The sequence below is a fragment of the Streptomyces sp. ICC4 genome, from assembly GCF_003287915.1.
GTDB lineage: Bacteria > Actinomycetota > Actinomycetes > Streptomycetales > Streptomycetaceae > Streptomyces > Streptomyces tritrimontium.
The window spans coordinates 3,591,717-3,609,079 of sequence record NZ_CP030286.1 but is presented as its reverse complement, the minus strand read 5'-3'; the positions used below and the strand labels follow the sequence as shown (position 1 = coordinate 3,609,079).

The following is a 17,363-nucleotide window of genomic DNA, read 5'->3' as shown; positions in this document are numbered from 1 at the left end:
CATGACCGCCGCCACGTCCACGGACGCGGCGGCGGCCGCCCCGGTCCCCCCGGGCAGCAGCCCCTGGCAGCTCGCCCGGCGGGAACTCCGCCGCCGCCCCGCCGTCCGCATCAGCCTCTGCGTCGTCCTGCTCTTCGTCCTGATGGCCGCCACCGCCCCCTGGCTGGGCGCACTCGGCGGCTGGTCCCCGGACGAGTTCGACAAGTCCGCCATCGACCCCTACCTCGGGGGCCAGCCCCTGGGCTCCTTCGGCGGGATCAGCCCCGAGCACTGGCTCGGCGTCGAACCCGTCACCGGCCGCGATCTGTTCGCCCGCGTCGTCCACGGCGCCCAGGTCTCGCTCCTCATCGCCTTCGCCGCCACCGCCATCGTCGTGGTGGCCGGCACCGCGGCCGGGATCGCCGCCGGCTACTTCGGCGGCCGCACCGACGCCGTCCTGTCCCGCCTGATGGACCTCACCATGTCCTTCCCCAGCCTCATCTTCATGATCGCGATGCTGTCCGTGGCCAAGGACGTCAACCGCATCGTCCTCATGACCGCCGTCATCGGCGTCTTCGGCTGGCCCGGCGTCGCCCGCGTCGTGCGCGGCCAGACCTTCTCCCTCAAACACCGCGAGTACGTGGACGCCGCCCGCGTCGGCGGGGCGAGCGCCTGGCGGATCCTGACCCGCGAGATCCTCCCGGGCGTCTCGGGCCCCGTCATCGCCTACACCACCCTGCTCATCCCCGGGATGATCAGCACCGAGGCCGCCCTCAGCTACCTCGGCGTCGGCGTGCGCCCGCCCACCCCCTCCTGGGGCCAGATGATCGCCGAGTCCGTGGCCTTCTACGAGACCGACCCCATGTACTTCGTCATCCCGAGCCTCTTCCTCTTCCTCGCGGTGCTCGCCTTCACCCTGCTCGGCGACGCCCTGCGCGACATCCTCGACCCGAGGGGCGGGCGGACGTGATCCTCTACCTCGCACGCCGGCTGCTCGCCCTCGCGGGCGTCCTGCTCGCCATCGCCGCCGTCACCTTCCTCATCTTCTACGTGCTCCCCTCCGACCCGGCCGCCTCCGCCTGCGGAAAGACCTGCAGCGCGGAGCGACTGGCCGACGTGCGCGCGTACCTCGGCCTCGACCAGCCCGTGTGGCGCCAGTTCCTCGACTTCCTCACCGGCATCTTCACCGGGCGCACCCTGGGCACCGGCCAGTACGCCGTCCAGTGCGACTTCCCGTGCTTGGGCTACTCGTACGAGAACTCCCTGCCCGTGTGGGACCTCCTGATGGACCGCCTCCCGGTCTCCGCCTCCCTCGCCGTCGGCGCCGCCGCCCTCTGGCTGGTCCTCGGCCTCGGCGCGGGCGTCACCGCCGCCCTGCGCAAGGACACCGCCACCGACAAGGTGCTGATGGTCGGCGCGGTCGCCGCCGCCTCCCTGCCCGTCTACTTCACCTCCGTGATGCTCATCTACGGGGTCATCCGCGTCGCCGGGATCCTGCCCTACCCCACCTACCAGGCCTTCACCGACAACCCGCTCGGCTGGGCGAGCAACCTGTTGCTCCCGTGGACGGCGCTGGCCCTGCTCTACGCCGCCATGTACGCCCGGCAGAGCCGCGGTTCGATGATCGAGGCGATGGCCGAGCCGTACATCCGCACCGCCCGCGCCAAGGGGATGCCCGAGCGCACCGTCGTCGTCAAGCACGGACTGCGCTCCGGGATGACCCCGATCCTCACCATCTTCGGCATGGACCTCGGCAGCCTGCTCGCCGGAGCCGTCATCACCGAGTCCATCTTCGGACTCCCGGGCATCGGGCGGCTGTTCTACGGGGCCCTGGTCAGCTCGGACCAGCCCGTGGTCCTCGGGGTCACCCTGCTGGCCGCCTTCTTCATCGTCGTCGCGAACCTCGCCGTCGACCTCCTGTACGCCGTCATCGACCCGAGGGTGAGGTACTGATGACCCCCGTTCCCCAGCCGCCCCCCGGGGCCCCGGCCCAAGGGGCCCCGGCCCAAGCGGCGCCGCTCCTCGAAGTGCGCGACCTGCGCGTCACGTTCACCACACCGCGGGGCTCGGTCCGGGCCGTGGACTCCCTCGGCTTCACCGTCGAGGCCGGCCGCACCCTCGGCATCGTCGGAGAGTCGGGCTCGGGCAAGTCCGTCACCTCGCTCGCCGTCATGGGCCTGCACCGGGGCGCCGAGATCGGCGGGTCCGTCGCGCTGGCCGGCCAGGAGCTGACCACCCTGTCCGAGAAGCAGCTGTCCAAGCTGCGCGGCCGCAAGATGGCCATGATCTTCCAGGACCCGCTGTCCAGCCTGCACCCCTACTACACGGTCGGCGAGCAGATCGCCGAGCACTTCCGGGTCCACTTCAGGGCCGGGCGGGCCGCCGCCAAGAGGCGGGCCGTCGACATGCTCGGCGAGGTCGGCATCCCCGAGCCCGCCCGCCGGGCGGGGGAGTACCCGCACCAGTTCTCCGGCGGTATGCGCCAGCGCGCGATGATCGCGATGGCGCTCGCCTGCGAGCCCGAACTGCTCATCGCCGACGAGCCCACCACCGCCCTCGACGTCACCGTGCAGGCGCAGATCCTGGAGCTGATCGCCCGGCTCCAGCAGGAGCGCGGCCTCGGCGTCGTCATGATCACCCACGATCTGGGGGTGGTGGCCAGGGTGGCCCACGAGGTCCTGGTGATGTACGGCGGCCGGGCCGCCGAACAGGCCCCCGTCGACGCGCTGTTCGCGGACCCGGCGCACCCGTACACCCGCGGGCTGCTCGACTCGCTGCCCCGGCTGGACGACAGCGACGAGGAACCGCTGAGGGTCATCCCCGGCTCCCCGCCGTCCCTGCTGGCCCCGACCCCGGGGTGCGCCTTCGCCCCGCGCTGCCCGGTGGCCGCCGCGGCCCGCGACGAGGAGCGGGAACGCTGCGCGAGCGTGCGGCCCGAGCTGTCGCCGTACGGCGAGAGCGACGGCGCGCGCACCGCCGCCTGCCACTTCGCGGGCGCCGTCCGGGAGGTGACCCGATGAGCACCGTGGACAAGACCGCCGCCACGCCCGCCCCGGTCCCCGCCGCCCGGAACGCGGGCACCGGTCCGCTGCTGCGCGTGCGCGACCTCACGATGGCCTTCCCCGGCAAGCGGACCGTGACCGGACGCCGGGGGGCGCCCGTGCGCGCCGTCGACGGGGTCTCCTTCGACCTCGACGCGGGCCAGACCCTGGGCCTCGTGGGGGAGTCGGGCTGCGGCAAGTCGACCACCGGCCGGATGCTGGTCCGGCTGCTGGAACCGACCTCCGGCACCGTCGAGTTCGAGGGCAAGGACATCAGCCGGCTCTCCCAGGGCGCCCTGCGCCCGCTGCGCAGGCACCTCCAGATGGTCTTCCAGGACCCGCACTCCTCGCTCAACCCCCGCCAGACGGTGGCCCGGATCATCTCCGACCCGCTGCTCGTGCAGGGTTCGAGCGCGGCGGACGCCCGCCGCCGGGCCGCCGGGCTGATGGAGCTCGTCGGACTGATCCCCGAGCACATCGACCGCTATCCGCACGAGTTCTCCGGCGGCCAGGCGCAGCGCATCGGCATCGCCCGGTCGCTCGCCACCAGCCCGCGCCTGATCATCGCCGACGAACCGGTCTCCGCCCTCGACGTCTCCGTCCAGGCGCAGATCGTCAACCTGATGGAGCGGCTGCGCACCGAACTGGGCCTGGCCTACGTGTTCATCGCGCACGACCTGTCCGTCGTCAAGCGGGTCAGCGACCGGGTCGCCGTCATGTACCTCGGGCGGATCGTGGAGATCGGCGACAAGAAGGCGCTGTACGAGACCCCCCAGCACCCGTACACCCGGGCGCTGTTGTCCGCCGTACCGCTGCCCGACCCGGTGGCGGAGCGGCGGCGCGAGCGGATCGTGCTGCTCGGTGACCCGCCGAGCCCGGCCGCCCCGCCTCCCGGCTGCACCTTCCACCCCAGGTGCCCCATGGCTCAGGAGATCTGCCGCACCGAACGACCGCTCCTGCGGAGCGTCGCCTCCCGCGAGGTGGCCTGTCATCTGGTGTAGGCGAAGGGTCCCGGGGGACTGACGGGGAGCCCCGGGAGGAAGAGGAGGGCCCCGGAGCCGATGACCATCGGCTCCGGGGCCCTTCCGTACGCCGTGCCCGCGCCGGCCTCAGGCCAGGCCCAGCTCCTTGCGGAAGAACTCCAGCTCCAGGGCCATGACCTTCTCCCGCACCCCGCCGGGGGTCATGTGCGTGACGCCCGGCAGCGCGAGCAGTTGGTGCGGCCGCCCGGCGTCGGTCAGGGCCTGCGAGAGCCGCAGCGTGTGGGAGGGGTGGACGTTGTCGTCGGCCAGGCCCGTGACCAGCAGCAGCGGCCGGCTCAGCCCCGCCGCGTCGGGGATCAGGCAGTCCCGCTCGTACACCTGCGGATGCTCCTGCGGCAGCCCCAGGTACCGCTCGGTGTACGCGGTGTCGTAGTGCCGGAAGTCGGTCGGCGCGGCCCCGGCGGCGGCCGCGTGGAAGACGTCCGGCCGGCGCAGCACCGCGAGCGCGGAGAGGTAGCCGCCGTAGGACCAGCCGCGGATGGCGACGCGGGTCAGGTCGAGGTCGCCGTGGCGCTCCCCGAGGGCCCGCAGGGCGGCGACCTGGTCGTCCAGGGTGACGTCGGAGAAGCCCCGGTACATGGCGTGCGTGAACGCGGGCGAGACGTGGGCGGTGCCGCGGTTGTCGATGGTGACCACGGCGAAGCCCTGGTCGGCCCACCACTGGCGGTGCTGCCAGCGGCGCGGCTCGGCGCTGACGTCCTGCATGCCGGGGCCGCCGTAACTGTCCAGCAGGACGGGCAGCGAGGTGCCGGGGACGTGCCCGCGCGGCAGCACGAGTGCGGTGGGGATCGCGTGCTCGGTGACCCGTTCCAGCAGCGGGACCACCCGGTGGGGCAGCGGCTGCGACAGGTCGCCGGGGGTGCTGGACTTCGGGTCGGTGGCCCTTCCGTCGGCGGTCCGCAGGACGCGCCGGATCCCGTCGGCGTCGGCGGAGCTCAGCAGCAGCGCCCCGGCGGAGGCCGCCAGGACGGAGTGCACCCCGGGTCCGTCCGCGAGCGGGCTCACGTCGCCCGTGTCCGGATCCAGCAGGAGCACCTGCTGCTCGGAGGGGTCCCGCAGGCCGGCCTCGATCAGCAGCCGGCTCCCGTGGACGCCGGCCACCTTGCGGACCTGGACCCCCTCGCCGGTGAGGAGCACGCCGTCCAGCGCGGGCGCGCGGGCGCCGCCGCCCGGGGTGTCGGCGGCGGTGAGCGGCCGCCCGTCGGCGAGGCGGGCCGGGGTGCCGGGGAGCATGGGGTCCACCCACTGCGGGTGCGTGGTGCGCGACAGCTCCCGGGTGCGCCCGGTGGCCGGGTCGGCGGAGAGCAGGAGCACGTTGCGCTGGAGCCGGTCCTGGACGGTGAGGAGGATCTCCGCATCCGTCTCCCATCCGGCGTCGGAGACGTAGGGGTGGGTCGCGGAGTCCCAGTCGAGGCGTACGGGCGCCTCCCCGTCCGGCCCGAACACCCACAGCTGCACGTCCGCGTTGGGGCCGCCGGCCTCGGGGTAGGCGAAGTCCTCGGCGGGCAGCTCCGGGTGCGCCGGGTCGGCGAACCAGCGCCGCTGGAGGGCGGATTCGTCGACCCGGGCGGCGAGCAGGCGCTGCCCGCCGGGGGACCACCAGTGCCCCCGGTCCCGGCCGAGCTCCTCGGCGGCGGCGAACTCGGATACGCCCCAGCGGGCCCCGTCGTCGGGGCTGATGCGGCCGCCGGGAACGGTGTGGAGGGCGTCGTCGGCGACGTACGCGACGCGTGAGCCGTCGGCGTCCGGGCGGGGATCGAAGACGGGTCCGGCGGCGGGGACCTCCTTGGGCTGCGCGGGCTGTCCGGCGTCCGCGTCGCGCGTGACCTCGTACAGCCGTCCGTACAGCGCGAACACGGCCCGCCGTCCGTCGCCGGAGAGCGCGTACGAACCGATACCGGCGGGGACGCGCCGGGTGCGCCCGCCCAGCCGGCGGTCGGCGCGGGCGAGGGGCGCGGGCTCTGGTTCCGGGAACTCAACATAGTGCAACGTCGGCATCGTCGGATGTGTATAAGGGACAGCCCATGACCCCTTGCTCCACGGTGTGCGGGGCTCCCGCGCCCCCCGGCCCCGCCGTGCGGGGGCGCCCGGCGCCGGGAACGGTCCGCGCCGTGGCCTCCGTCGCCGTGCTGCTGCTCCTCGCCACCGGGTGCAGGAACGACGCCGCACCGGCCTGGGGGTACCCGAAGCTCGGCGTGACCCTGGGAGCGCTGTCCCGGGCGCTCGAGGAAGGCTGCGGCGGGAAGGCCCCCGCGGACTGCGCCGACGACCTCGACCGGATCGACGTGCTGGTGGAGCCCGCCTTCGCCGAGGTCCTGGACCACCGCCTCCTCGACGACGCGTACGTCGAGGCCAGGAACGAGGTGGACCGGGCGAGGGAGCTCCGCCTCGTCGCCGAGGTACGGGCCCGGTCGCGCCGCGATCCGTACGACCGCGCCCTCGCGCGGGCGGTGGCGGCCGAGAGGCTCGCCTACCGCCATCTGCTGGCCGCGCTGGACAACGTACGCGCGGCGCCCCCGGCGGGCGACGGGACGGCGCCCCTCTGAGGCGGCTCCGCCCCGTGGCGCCGGGCGGGGAGCCCTGCTACCCCCGTAGCGGCGGAGTGGGGAGCACCGTGCCGTCGAGCGCCACGAGGGTCAGGACGGCGATCGAGGCCGTCCACGCGAGGGGGGCGACCGAGGAGGGCCTGCCCCTCTTGTCCACCTTCTCCGGGAGCTCGCCGAGCGAGTTCCGCTTGGAGAGGACCCAGTCCAGGACCGGTCCGGCCTTCGCCGGCCGGCCCGTGGCGGCCCACGCGAGCGCGAAGAACGCCGTACTCGGCGTCCAGGCGTTGCCGCCCCACGGCGCCCCCGGGTCGTTTCCGGGCGTCAGCCCTCCGTTGGGCAGGAGCAACTCCCCGTACGTGGAGTCCAGCGCCCGGGCCAGACCGGCGGGGGCCTCGTTGAAGGGGGGCGCCATGAACGCCACCGCGCTGTCCCGACCGTGGCGGCCGTCCGCGGTGCGCTGGTAGCCCAGGGGAAGGAACCGCGCGGAGATGCCGGCGGAGAGCCGGCCCGCGGCCCGCGCCCAGCGCTCGGCGTCGGCCGGCCGGCCCGCCTCGCGGGCCAGGTCGGCGGAGGCGTTGAGCCCGGCGAGCAGCGGCGCGGCCGTGCCGATGTTGGCGGTGGCCGTCATCAGCTCCCAGTAGTCGGGGGACGCCGGGGGCAGCCCGTCCGGGCGCAGGGAGTCCGCCGCGTGGTCGGCCGCCTTGCGGATCATCGGGTAGAGGGCGGCCAGCCTGCCGCCGCGGGTGGCCCGGGGGGCGCTCTGGTACCACTGCCAGGTGGCCCAGGGGACCCAGCCGTTGGCGTCGAGCTGCCAGCGCCTGCCGTCGGGCGGGCCGGATCCGTCGAGTTCCGTCCGCGCCTCCCAGGTGCCGTCCGCGCGCTGGGTCGCGGCGCTGTGCCGCAGGATCCGGTGGGCCTCGGCGTCGTGGCCGGTGAGGGCGAAGGCGGCGCAGGCGAAGCTGGAGTCGCGCGGCCAGGAGTACTGCCAGCCGTGGCTCGCTCCCGCCGCCATGGCTCCGTTGGGCCGGAGCAGGGCGCGCAGGGAGAGCAGGGCGCGCTCGGCCGCTGCCCGGTGCGCCGGCGAAGCGCCCGGTACGCCGCCGGCGGCCAGCCAGGCGCGGCTGCGCTCGATCTGGCGCAGGGCCGGCGGATGGCCGGCGTCGACCGTGTCCGACACGGTCCCGGCGTCGGGAAGGTACGTCCACCGGCCGGAGGCCAGCCGCAGGACGTTGCTCCCCTCGACGTACCGCGCGCCCTGGGCGAGCGATCGCGAAACGCCTTCGGTGGCGGTCGCGTTGGACAGCAGGCCGACGGTCAGCTCGGTGCGCGCCGGCCGGGAGGCGTTGCCGATCCGGGCCTCGTCCCGGCTGCGGTGGCCGGCCGGCAGGAGGACGGGCGGGACGGCTCGCTCCGGGAGCGCCGCCCCGGTGTGGCGCCCGGCGTGCTGGTCGGGGTGCTGGACCTGGTACCGGTCGGGGTGCAGATCGGGGTACCGGTCCGCGGGGCCTTCGGCGCGGTGGTCCACGGAGCGTCCGGGGTGGTGGCCCGAGGTGCACACGGGAACGGCGACGCTCGCCAAGGCCGCCGCGGCGGCCGCCCAACGGCCGAGCCGGACTCCGGGCATCGCCACTCCCTCCACGCGGCCCGCGTACCCGCGGGCCCGGAGTCCCCATCCTGGGAGAGCCCCGCGGAGGCCGCCACGGCAACCGGCCGCCCGGGTGAGCCGGGTGCCCCCCGGGTGCTCCGAGCGGCCGTCAGGCCGTACCCGGACTGGCGCACCCGGGATGCCGGGGGCTCGGGGCCGTGCCCATCATGGGTGTTCGCGGGCCGTGCGGTCACCGCAGTCGGCGGGCGCTTCGGCCGCCCCTCCGACCGGGCCCCGCTGCGAAGGGCTGGTAGATGAGCACTGCTTCGGGCGCGGGCGAGAGCGACGAGGTCCGGCCCCCTTCCTCCACGGCGGACCGGGCCGCCGGCCGCCGCCCCCTCCTGCGCGGGCTCCTCCCGGCGACGGGGGCGGTGCTCGTGGCCGCGGCCGGCGCCCTGGTCGCCGTCGGCTGCTTCCTCGGCCTCTACGTGCGGCCCACGTCCGACGACTGGTGCGCCGCGTGGAAATCCCGCGACATGGGAGTCTTCGGCATCACCTCCGACTTCTACATGACGCAGAACGGCAGGCTCGCCAACGCCTTCCTGAGCGGTGTCGTCTACGGCGACGGACTGGCCGGGACCAAGATCCTGCCGACGGTCATCGCCGTCACCTTCACCGTCGGACTGGTCCTGCTGGGGCGTGACTTCGTCCGGTCCCTCGGGGGCAGACCCCGGCTCCTGGTCCTGATCGCCTGCGCCCTGGTCGTCCAAGTGCTGGTCTACTTCGCGGGCACCCGCAGCTACCAGGTACTGCTGTGGGCCCCCGCCACCATCTCCCACACGATTCCGAGCGTCATCGGAGTGTGGTCGCTCCTGCTGGCCTTCCGGACCGCCGGGCATCCCCGTACCGCCGTCCGCGTGGCCGGCTTCGTCTCGGCGTTCCTCATCGGTTTCGTGCTCGGCACCCTCAGCGAGCCGTTCTCGCTCGTCAGCGGACTGCTCGCCGGCATGGTCGGACTCCTCTGCCTGCCCCGGCTGGGCCTGGCGCGGAACTGGCATCCGTTCACCTGGTGCCTGGCCTGGTGCTCCGGACTCGTCTGCGGTCTGGTCGTGCTGTACTCCTCCCCCGGCGCCCGGTGGCGCCGCGCGCAGCAGCCGGCCAAGGAGTCGCTGCTCTCCGCGCACGAACTCAAGGGCACCGTCAGGGACTGGCTGCACATGTGGGACTCCGTCACCGGCCAGTGGGCCTACCTCGGAGCCGTCGCCGTCGGGGTCCTGCTGGGGCTGGCGAGCGGGCGCCTCGGGGCCGCGCCCGGACGGCTCGAGCCCCGGCGGGCCGTCCCGCGCAAGGTGCTGGCCGCCCTGCTGCTGCTCCCCGTGCCCGTGGTGGTGCTGGGGTCGCTCGCGGTGGTGGTGGGCCTGCGCAGCGGATACGGCGCGACCGGGTGGACGTACGCCCGTACCTGGACGAGCTACCTCGTACCGATGGAGCTGGCTCTGTGCGGCTACGGAGCCCTGCTCGGGGCGTGGGGCGGGCGATGGCTCTCGGGCCTGCGCAGGGCGGGCGCGGCCCTGGCGGCCTGCGCCGTGGCGGCGGGCTGCCTGGCGCTGGCCTCGGTGGCCGTGCTGGTCCCGGACGTCCAGCGGCTCACGACCGCCGCGGTCACCCGGTCCGTGGCCTGGGACGCCCAGGACGCGCGCATCCGGGCCGAGGCCGCGCGGGGTGCGAAGGACGCGGCCTACGAGCCCCTGTACATCGGCAGCCTCGCCGAGCCCTTCTTCACGGGGAACTACGAGCGGGACTGGGTCGCCGCCTGCGTGTCGAAGTGGTACGGCATCGACCGGATCCACCGCGGCTGAGCCCGCTTCCCGCAGCGGCCGCGCCCGCAGCGGCGGCGCCCGGCCCCGCCGGTCATTCCTCCTCGGACGTGTACCGGATCCGGGCCCACACGGGCAGGACGAACCAGCACAGCAGGTACCAGGCCAGCACTCCGCCCACGAGCCAGGGCACGAGGGCGTTGCGCGTCGCGACGCGCAGGACGAGGAAGAGGGCGGAGGTGCAGGTGGCCAGCAGCAGGACGAGGCCCGCGCCGGTCAGCCGCGCGGCCCACGTGACCGCCTCGGGTTTGATCCGGCGTCCCGAGACGATGCGGTGGAAGGCCACGGGCCCGATCAGCGCGCCCGTCGCCAGCGACCCGAGCACCACGGTCACGATGTAGACCGTCTTCTCGGTCTGCCCGAGCCCTTCGAAGGCGGGGGTGAAGGCCACCGTGAGCAGGAAACCGAAGAGGATCTGGACCCCCGTCTGGGCGACCCGTATCTCCTGGATGAGCTCCTGCCACTGCCGGTCCGCCCGTTCCTCCGCGCTCTCGTCCCGGCCCTTCCCGGTGCCGCCCGGCATGCCGCCTCCCTGGATTCCCTGGATTCGTCCCGTCCCGTCACGCCGCGCCTACCCGCCGGCCCCCGCCGCATGCGTCCGCCGCATGCGGCGGTCATCCGCCGTTCAGGGCCCGGCGCAAGGTTGCCCCGAGTTCGGCGATCTGGCGCTGCGACACGTCGGCCGACAGGATCGCCTGCGAGCCGTGGAAGGTGCCGGGCCACTGGTGGAGTTCGACCGGCACTCCCGCCCGCAGCAGGCGTAGCGCGTACTCGATGCCCTCGTCGCGGTTCGGACAGAACTCCGCGGTGGCGATGTGGGCCGGGGGCAGGCCGGCCAGATCGGTGGCGCGCGCGGGGGCGGCGTACGGTGTGGCGGGCCGTGAGCCGAGGTAGTGCCGCCACCCCGCGGCGATCCTGTCCCGGTTCATCCAGGGCGTCGCGGTGAAGTTCCGCGCAGACCACGTCTCCTGCCGGTCGTCCAGTCCCGGCTGGTTGAGCAGCTGGAAGCGGATCGCCGGCCCCTGCCGGTCGCGGGCCAGCAGCGCCAGCGAGGCCGCGATGTTCGCGCCGGCGCTGTGCCCCCCGACCGCGATCCGGGCCGGGTCGACGCCGAGCTCGGCCGTCCAGGCCAGTACGGCGTACGCGTCGTCGAGCGCGGCCGGGAAGGGGTGCTCGGGCGCCAGGCGGTAGCCCACGGAGACCACCACCGCCCCGGAGAGCTCCGCGACCCCGGCGGCCCAGGGATGCTCGGTGTCCAGATCGCCGAAGACGCCTCCGCCGCCGTGCAGCCAGACGACGGCGCCTTGCGGCCGGTGCGGCTGGTGCGGCCGGTGCGGGCGGTAGACGCGCACGGCGACATCCGGGTCCGCGGACACCGTGCGGTCCTCGACCTCCATCGTCGAGGTGTCCGGCGCCGGCGCCGCGGCCGCGATCTCGGCGAAGGCCTCGCGCGTGGTGACCGGGTCGTCCATGTCGAGTTGCGGGAGGAACGGGATGAACGCTTCGAGTTCGGGATCCATGAGGGCCATCCTCCGGTCCGCCGCCCGCGGGATCATCCGCCGGCCGTCGCGCATCCCGCCGAGATCCCGCACCGGTCGGCGCGGCCCCGGACGCGACCGCCCTCCTATCCTTGCCGCCATGGAGGCACTCGCCGTACGACTGTCAGGACTGGATCCGTACGTCGACGGCGCGATCCGCGTCATCGCGTTCTACGACACGCTGATGCGCCGGCGGGTGGACCTCCCCGCGCTCGCCCGGGCCTCGGCGGGCCTCGCCGAGTGCGCCGCGGGGATCCGGCTGCACGGCACGGGCCGGACGGTCCGCTTCTCGCCCGACGGCCGGCAGGCCGCCGGCCCGACGGCGCCCGCGTCGACCACGGCGCCGATCACGCTCGACGAGGAGGAGATCGGCTCGGTGTGGCTGGAGCGCCCCGGCCCGCCGAGCCCGCTCGACGAGGTACTGCTGGACCGGCTCGCCATCGCCGCCGCGGCCGTCGCCGAGCGGTACGGGCCGACCCGCACCACCATGGCCGACCCGGCCCTCGTCGAGCTGGTGGTCAGCGCCGACGGTGACGAGGCGGGCCGGGCCCGGGCGTTGCGGCTGCTCGGTTTCGCCGCCGACGTACCGGTCCGCGTCGTCGCCGTGCGCTCGCGGATCCCGCTCGACCGGCTCGGGGCCCTCGTCTGCCCGGCCCGTCCGGTGAAGGCGGCGCCCCTCGCCGACGTGGGTGTGCTGCTGGCGGCCGCCGTCGACCCGTCCCTGTTTCCCGCGGGCGTCCGCGCGGGCATCGGCTCGGCCCGAAGCCCCGAGCGGGCCTGGCGAGAGGCGCGTACCGCCCTGCGCTTCACGGGACCGCGCGAACCCGTGGTCCGCTACGAGGACCTCGGTGCGCTGGCGCTGCTGGCCGAGATACCCCAGGACGCCTCGCGCGGCAACGCCGACGTGGCCGCCGTCGCCCGGATCGCCGGCAACCCGGAGGACATGGAGACCCTGGACGCCTTCTGCGCCACGGGATCCCTCCGCAGGGCCGCCGAGCTCCTCCACCTGCACCACAGCAGTGTCGCCCGCCGGGTCGAACAGATCGCGAAGGCGCTGGGCATCGAGCTCACCCGGCCCACCGGACTGCTGCGGGCCAGAATCGCCCTCACCGCATGGCGGCTGCTCGACACGACCGCGACCACGACCACGACCGCCCCGAATTGATCCGCACACGACTGGCCCCCGCCGGCCCGGACTCCAGGGCCTCTGCGATGATCAGGCGCTGTATTCCTTCGCCCGCGAGGTGGTTTTTTGAAGAAGGTGGCACTGCGTCCTCACGCACTGTTGCCCCGGCGGTACGACGACCGGAAGGTCCTGGCTTCCACAGTGGACGCGTGGGGACGGGCCTTGTGGCTCATCTGCCCCGATGCCGTTCTCCCGTCGAACCCGCCGTACGGGAGGGCCCTGCCCGAGCCGCCGCGCCTGCCGTTCGACGCCCTCGTCGTCATCGATGACGAGGGCGAGGTGCAGGAGCGGATCCTGTGCGGCGTGGCCGTGGTCCCCGCCCGGCTCGACGCTCTGCCCAACGGCCGCATCGTGGTCGGGGGCAGGACTCCGTCGGGAACCGGAACACCCGGATACCCACCGGCGTCAGCCACATCGCGGACATCAGCGCCCTCAACGTCACCGACTCCACCGCCTGGGCCGTCTACTGGCCCGACTCCCCGCTCGTCGAGACGCGGGCCTCCGGGCAGCTCCGTGTGCGCGACCAGCCGGTGACGTCCCCCGCGGACTGGCGGTCCACGGCGACCGGGTGGTCATGCTCGGCGGTCGGCGCGGCGGCTTCCACCACCCCGACGGGCTCCACTACTGCCGCTTGACCGACGGCGGAGCCGTCCTCGTCGAGGACGGGGAAGCCGTCCTCACGATGCCGGGCGGCGACCCCCTCCGCAGCTCCGTCCGCCCGGTGGGCCGGGGCCGGAATCTCTACGTCCGCGGCCGCTCGGCGAAGCAGTGGTACGTGCTCGGACTCTAGGCGGGGCTCACACGGTGGGCGCAACTGAACGCGCGGATCCGGCAGCGGCATGTGTCCCATGGACGGAAGCGGGTTCTCGCATCCGTCGTTCCCGGGAGTGCCATGAGTCTGCCGTCCGATCCGCCCGCCGAAGCGTCCGCAGCGGGGAGGGCACGCGGATCGCGCGCCGGGCGGGCGGCCAGGAGCTCGGTCTCGGCCGTGCTGATCACGCTCACGTGCGTCCTCGTGCCGGTCTCCCTGCTCACCGTCTGGGTGCACGACATCGTGCTCGACACCGGCCGCTACGTCTCCACGGTCTCCCCGCTCGCCTCGGACCCGGCGATCGAGGCGGCGGCCGTCCACCGCATCACCGGAGCGGCCGACGTCCGGGTCGACGGCGCCCAGGTCACCTCGGACCTGGCGAAGTGGCTGGAGGCCCAGGGGCTGCCGCCCCGCGTCGGGACGGCCGTCAAGGCGCTCGGGCCGCAGCTGGACTCGGCCGCGGACGCGGCCGTCTCCAAGGTGGCGACCCGGTTCGTGGAGAGCGACCGGTTCGAGACCGTCTGGACGACCGCCAACCGCGTCGCCCACACCGCGGTCGTGCACGCGCTGACCGGTGAGGGCCGCGGCCCGGTGGGCGTCGAGGGGGGCACGGTCACCCTCGATGTCGGCGCCGCCGTGGAGAGCGTCAAACAGGACCTCGTGGACGCCGGACTGTCCCCGGCCGAGAAGATCCCCGAGGTCGACAAGCAGATGGTGCTCTTCCACTCCGACAAGCTGGAGAAGATCAGGGGCGCGGTCCACCTGCTCGACGTCGTCGGCAACTGGCTGCCCGTGCTCACCGTGGTCCTCGGTGCCGCCGGAGTGGTGCTCGCCCGGCGCCGCCGCCGGGCTCTCGTGGCCACCGCGCTCGGCGCGGCCGCCGCCTGCCTCGTCTTCGCCGTCGGGCTGGCCGTCGTACGCCACTACTACCTCGGCCACCTCCCGGCGCAGGTCCAGTCACCGGCGGCGGCAGCGGCGGTCTTCGACACCCTCGTGCGGTTCCTGCGGGTCAGCATCCGGACCGCGCTGGTCCTCGGGGTCTTCGTGGCGCTCGGCGCCTACCTCTCCGGAGCCGGCCGCCTGCCGCGCGCCGTGCGCGGCCGCGCCGAGCGCGCGGCCGACTCCGCCGCGCGCCTGGGTTCCGCCCACGGGCTGCACACCGGGCGCGTCGGCACGTGGGTGGAGGCCCGTCGGCGCCCGCTCACCGTCGGCGTACTGCTCGTCCTCGCGCTCGTGTTCGCGCTGTGGAACCACCCGACGGTGCTCACCGTCCTGCTGCTGGTCCTGATCCTGCTCGCCGTGCTCGCCGTCCTCTCCCTGCTGGCGGCCGGCGGCCGCGGCTCCGGTCAGACCGGCCGGACCGGCCGGACCGGCCAGCCGTAGCCGCGGCCGCAGCCGCGCGGCGTCACGGCGGCGGGGGGTCCGGGGGCGTGCGGAGCCAGCGCGCCGGGAGCGGTTCGTGGGCCACCACGTAGCCGACGGCGATGGAGAGGGTGATGACGATGAAGAACGTGATGAGCCAGGACAGCAGGGCGAAGACCGAGCCGAGGCTGCCGAACTCCTGCATGCTGCGATCGACGGCATGGGGCATGTAGACCCTCGACGCCAGGGTGAGGAGCTGCTCCCCGACCCCGGCCAGCAACGCGCCGGGCAGCAACGGCAGCCACGGGATCCGGGAGCCGAGCAGCAGGTACTGCGTCCACCACCACAGGAGGGTCCCGCTGCCCGCCGCGAGGAGGAATCCGGTGGCCCGGCCGGTGCCGAAGGCCGTCTGCACCAGCCCCTGGAAGAGCAGGGCGACCATCCAGACGACGAGCCAGGCCAGCCACCGCCACGCGGCGACCCGGGCCTTGGCCTTGGGCAGGTGCCAGGAGCGCTCGCAGGTCTTCTGCAGGGCGCGGCTGCACGCGGTCGCCGACAGCAGCGTCACCACGACACCCACCCCGCTCGTGCTCACGACGGCGGTCGGATCGGTGGCGGAGTACACCGACCGCACCTGGTCCAGTGCGGCGTCCCGGAGCCCGAGTGTCGTGCGGATGGACGAGACGAGCTGGTCCTGGAGCCAGTCGGGGGCGATGGCCGCGATGACGAAGACGGCCGGGAGGGCGCCCAGGAAGGCCTGGGCGGCCAGCCTGGTCGCGCAGTCCAGGATCCTCACGGTGGCGAGCTGCTCGAGGATCCGGCCCAGCAGCGGGGTGTGCTTCCGCATCCAGCCGGGGACTACGCGCAGGCGGAGTGCGGCCTCCGGTCCGGGCACGGTGGGACTCCTCGGGACGCGGTTCGCGGCGGCCGCGGCCGCCCTTCCCCGAGAACAATGACGGAAATGCCGATATCCGGCATTTCGCCACTCGGTGGCACTGCTCACGTGATTGCATCCCTACCGGCGCTGCGTCCACAGGAACCGTTGAGGAGGCTGGATGTCCGGCTCGGCTGATGCCCCCGACCGCCTCGGGCCCGACCGCTTCGGGCCCGGGGGCCGGCGCCCGGGGCCCGGGGACCGGCGCCTGGGTGCCACACCGTTCCACCGGCCCACGCGCGCGGTGCGCAGGGACCTGTCCCAGCTCGTGTGCGCGCTCGTCGGGCTGGGGCTGGGACTGCTGGCCCCGATGCTCGCGGTGGGCCCGCGCATGGAGTCCGGTCGCGTGGCGACGCTCCTGTTCACCATCGGGTTCGGCGTCATCAGCCTGGTGAGCATCATCTACGCGATGCTGTTCCTGGTCGTGCAGTTCTCCGCCAGTACCTTCACGCCGCGCCTCGGCCTCTTCCGTGACGAGCCGATCGTCTGGCGCGCGTTCGCCTTCACCGTCGGGGTCTTCGTCTTCTGCATCACCGCCGGGCTGGCCATCGGCACGAGCAGGAGCGTCTCGGTCGTCGTCCCGTTCATCGCGATGCTGCTGACCCTGGTCGCGCTCGCACTCATGCGGACGCTCCAGACGAAGGCGTTCAACTCGATCCAGCTCGCCCATGCGCTGACCGCGATCGTCACCCGCGCGCACCGGCTGTACGACGCGCTGTACGTGCGGCCGTACGATCCGGACGGACCCGCCGCGGTCCCTCCCGCGATGCCCGGCGGCGGCGTGACCCTGCGCTGGTCGGGACCCGCGGTCGTGGTCCAGCAGGTGGACGTCCGCGCACTGGTCGCCGCGGCGAAGACGCACCGCTGCTCCATCGCCTTCCTCATCGCCCCGGGGCGTTCTGTCGCCGAGGGCACGGCGCTCGCCGAGGTGACGGGCGGCCGGCTGCCCGAACGGGCCCTGCGCGACTCCGTGCTGACGGGGGTGGAGCGCACCTTCGACCAGGATCCGCAACTGCCGTTCCGGCTCCTCGTCGACATCGCGCTGCGGGCCCTGTCCCCGGCGGTCAACGATCCGGCCACGGCGGTGGACTGCCTGGACCGCCTGGAGGACCTGCTGGCCCGCCTCGCCGACCGGGACCTGGCCATCGGGCACTTCGCCGACGAGGAGGGCGAGTCGCGGGTGACGATCCCGGTGCCGGACTGGGAGCAGTACGTCCGGACCGCCGTCGACGACATCGTCTTCGCCGCCGCCGGCTCCCCGATGGCCCTGCGCAGGACGCACACGCTGCTGACCAGGCTGGTCGAGCGGAGTCCGGGCGACCGCACCGCGGTCCTGCGGGAGCGGCTGCGGTGGGTCGACCGGGCGGGCAGCGGCGCCCACCCCCTGATCTGGGCGGCCTCGGGCGGCGCTCAGCCCCCTGCGGCGAACGGCGGACCCTAGTGCTGTGACCGGTCGGGGAT

Annotated in this window: 15 protein-coding genes; 10 read left to right on the top strand and 5 right to left on the bottom strand. The window is 74.2% G+C overall.

Annotation, left to right across the window (positions count from 1 at the left end; genetic code table 11):
* Nucleotide 1 precedes the first annotated feature (1 nt).
* The 4 genes from DRB89_RS16805 to DRB89_RS16790 all read left to right on the top strand — a co-directional run bounded on the left by DRB89_RS16805 (nt 2) and on the right by DRB89_RS16790 (nt 4,021).
* Nucleotides 2–949 carry an ABC transporter permease gene (locus tag DRB89_RS16805; RefSeq protein ID WP_112448629.1) on the top strand — a complete coding sequence of 316 codons (948 nt, stop codon included), beginning with the start codon at nt 2–4 and terminating at the stop codon, nt 947–949.
* Nucleotides 946–1,932, top strand: coding sequence for an ABC transporter permease (locus DRB89_RS16800; RefSeq protein WP_112448628.1), 987 nt, complete (start codon nt 946–948; stop codon nt 1,930–1,932). Before DRB89_RS16805 ends, DRB89_RS16800 begins: the two co-directional genes overlap by 4 nt.
* Nucleotides 1,932–2,999, top strand: coding sequence for an ABC transporter ATP-binding protein (locus DRB89_RS16795; RefSeq protein ID WP_112463322.1), 1,068 nt, complete (start codon nt 1,932–1,934; stop codon nt 2,997–2,999). The genes DRB89_RS16800 and DRB89_RS16795 overlap by 1 nt, the downstream gene beginning before the upstream one ends.
* Before the next feature lie 92 nt (nt 3,000–3,091).
* A complete protein-coding gene (locus DRB89_RS16790; RefSeq protein ID WP_239516806.1) occupies nt 3,092–4,021 on the top strand; it encodes an oligopeptide/dipeptide ABC transporter ATP-binding protein in 930 nt (309 codons plus the stop codon).
* 108 nt (nt 4,022–4,129) lie between these two features.
* Here DRB89_RS16790 and DRB89_RS16785 read toward each other — a convergent pair whose 3' ends face one another.
* Entirely contained in the window at nt 4,130–6,061 is a 1,932-nt protein-coding gene (locus DRB89_RS16785) for a prolyl oligopeptidase family serine peptidase (RefSeq protein ID WP_112463321.1), read from the bottom strand.
* Nucleotides 6,062–6,174: 113 nt separating this feature from the next.
* Between DRB89_RS16785 and DRB89_RS16780 the strand changes: the two genes are divergently transcribed.
* Entirely contained in the window at nt 6,175–6,609 is a 435-nt protein-coding gene (locus DRB89_RS16780; RefSeq protein ID WP_112449076.1) for a hypothetical protein, read from the top strand.
* A 37-nt stretch (nt 6,610–6,646) separates the two neighbouring features.
* Here the strand turns inward: DRB89_RS16780 and DRB89_RS16775 are convergent, their stop codons facing one another.
* Entirely contained in the window at nt 6,647–8,233 is a 1,587-nt protein-coding gene (locus DRB89_RS16775) for a glycoside hydrolase family 15 (protein WP_112463320.1), read from the bottom strand.
* A 275-nt stretch (nt 8,234–8,508) separates the two neighbouring features.
* On the opposite strand from DRB89_RS16775, the gene DRB89_RS16770 reads away from it, so the two are divergent.
* A complete protein-coding gene (locus DRB89_RS16770; protein ID WP_112449074.1) occupies nt 8,509–10,053 on the top strand; it encodes a DUF6056 family protein in 1,545 nt (514 codons plus the stop codon).
* Between the two features lie 52 nt (nt 10,054–10,105).
* Here DRB89_RS16770 and DRB89_RS16765 read toward each other — a convergent pair whose 3' ends face one another.
* Together DRB89_RS16765 and DRB89_RS16760 are read right to left on the bottom strand one after the other, a co-directional pair.
* A complete protein-coding gene (locus tag DRB89_RS16765; protein ID WP_112449073.1) occupies nt 10,106–10,594 on the bottom strand; it encodes a DUF6328 family protein in 489 nt (162 codons plus the stop codon).
* A gap of 91 nt (nt 10,595–10,685) precedes the next feature.
* Nucleotides 10,686–11,591, bottom strand: coding sequence for an alpha/beta hydrolase (locus DRB89_RS16760; protein WP_112463864.1), 906 nt, complete (start codon nt 11,589–11,591; stop codon nt 10,686–10,688).
* A 118-nt stretch (nt 11,592–11,709) separates the two neighbouring features.
* On the opposite strand from DRB89_RS16760, the gene DRB89_RS16755 reads away from it, so the two are divergent.
* From DRB89_RS16755 to DRB89_RS16745, 3 genes are all read left to right on the top strand, one after another.
* Entirely contained in the window at nt 11,710–12,774 is a 1,065-nt protein-coding gene (locus DRB89_RS16755; RefSeq protein WP_112449072.1) for a helix-turn-helix domain-containing protein, read from the top strand.
* 595 nt (nt 12,775–13,369) lie between these two features.
* The gene (locus DRB89_RS44570) at nt 13,370–13,585 is read left to right on the top strand and encodes a hypothetical protein (protein ID WP_239516188.1); all 216 of its coding nucleotides are present in this window, start codon (nt 13,370–13,372) and stop codon (nt 13,583–13,585) included.
* Between the two features lie 198 nt (nt 13,586–13,783).
* Nucleotides 13,784–14,989, top strand: coding sequence for a hypothetical protein (locus DRB89_RS16745; RefSeq protein WP_204357743.1), 1,206 nt, complete (start codon nt 13,784–13,786; stop codon nt 14,987–14,989).
* A 22-nt stretch (nt 14,990–15,011) separates the two neighbouring features.
* On the opposite strand, the gene DRB89_RS16740 is transcribed toward DRB89_RS16745, so the two are convergent.
* The gene (locus tag DRB89_RS16740) at nt 15,012–15,863 is read right to left on the bottom strand and encodes a YhjD/YihY/BrkB family envelope integrity protein (protein ID WP_239516187.1); all 852 of its coding nucleotides are present in this window, start codon (nt 15,861–15,863) and stop codon (nt 15,012–15,014) included.
* A 160-nt stretch (nt 15,864–16,023) separates the two neighbouring features.
* Between DRB89_RS16740 and DRB89_RS16735 the strand changes: the two genes are divergently transcribed.
* Nucleotides 16,024–17,343 carry a DUF2254 family protein gene (locus DRB89_RS16735; RefSeq protein ID WP_112449070.1) on the top strand — a complete coding sequence of 440 codons (1,320 nt, stop codon included), beginning with the start codon at nt 16,024–16,026 and terminating at the stop codon, nt 17,341–17,343.
* Nucleotides 17,344–17,363: the final 20 nt, after the last annotated feature.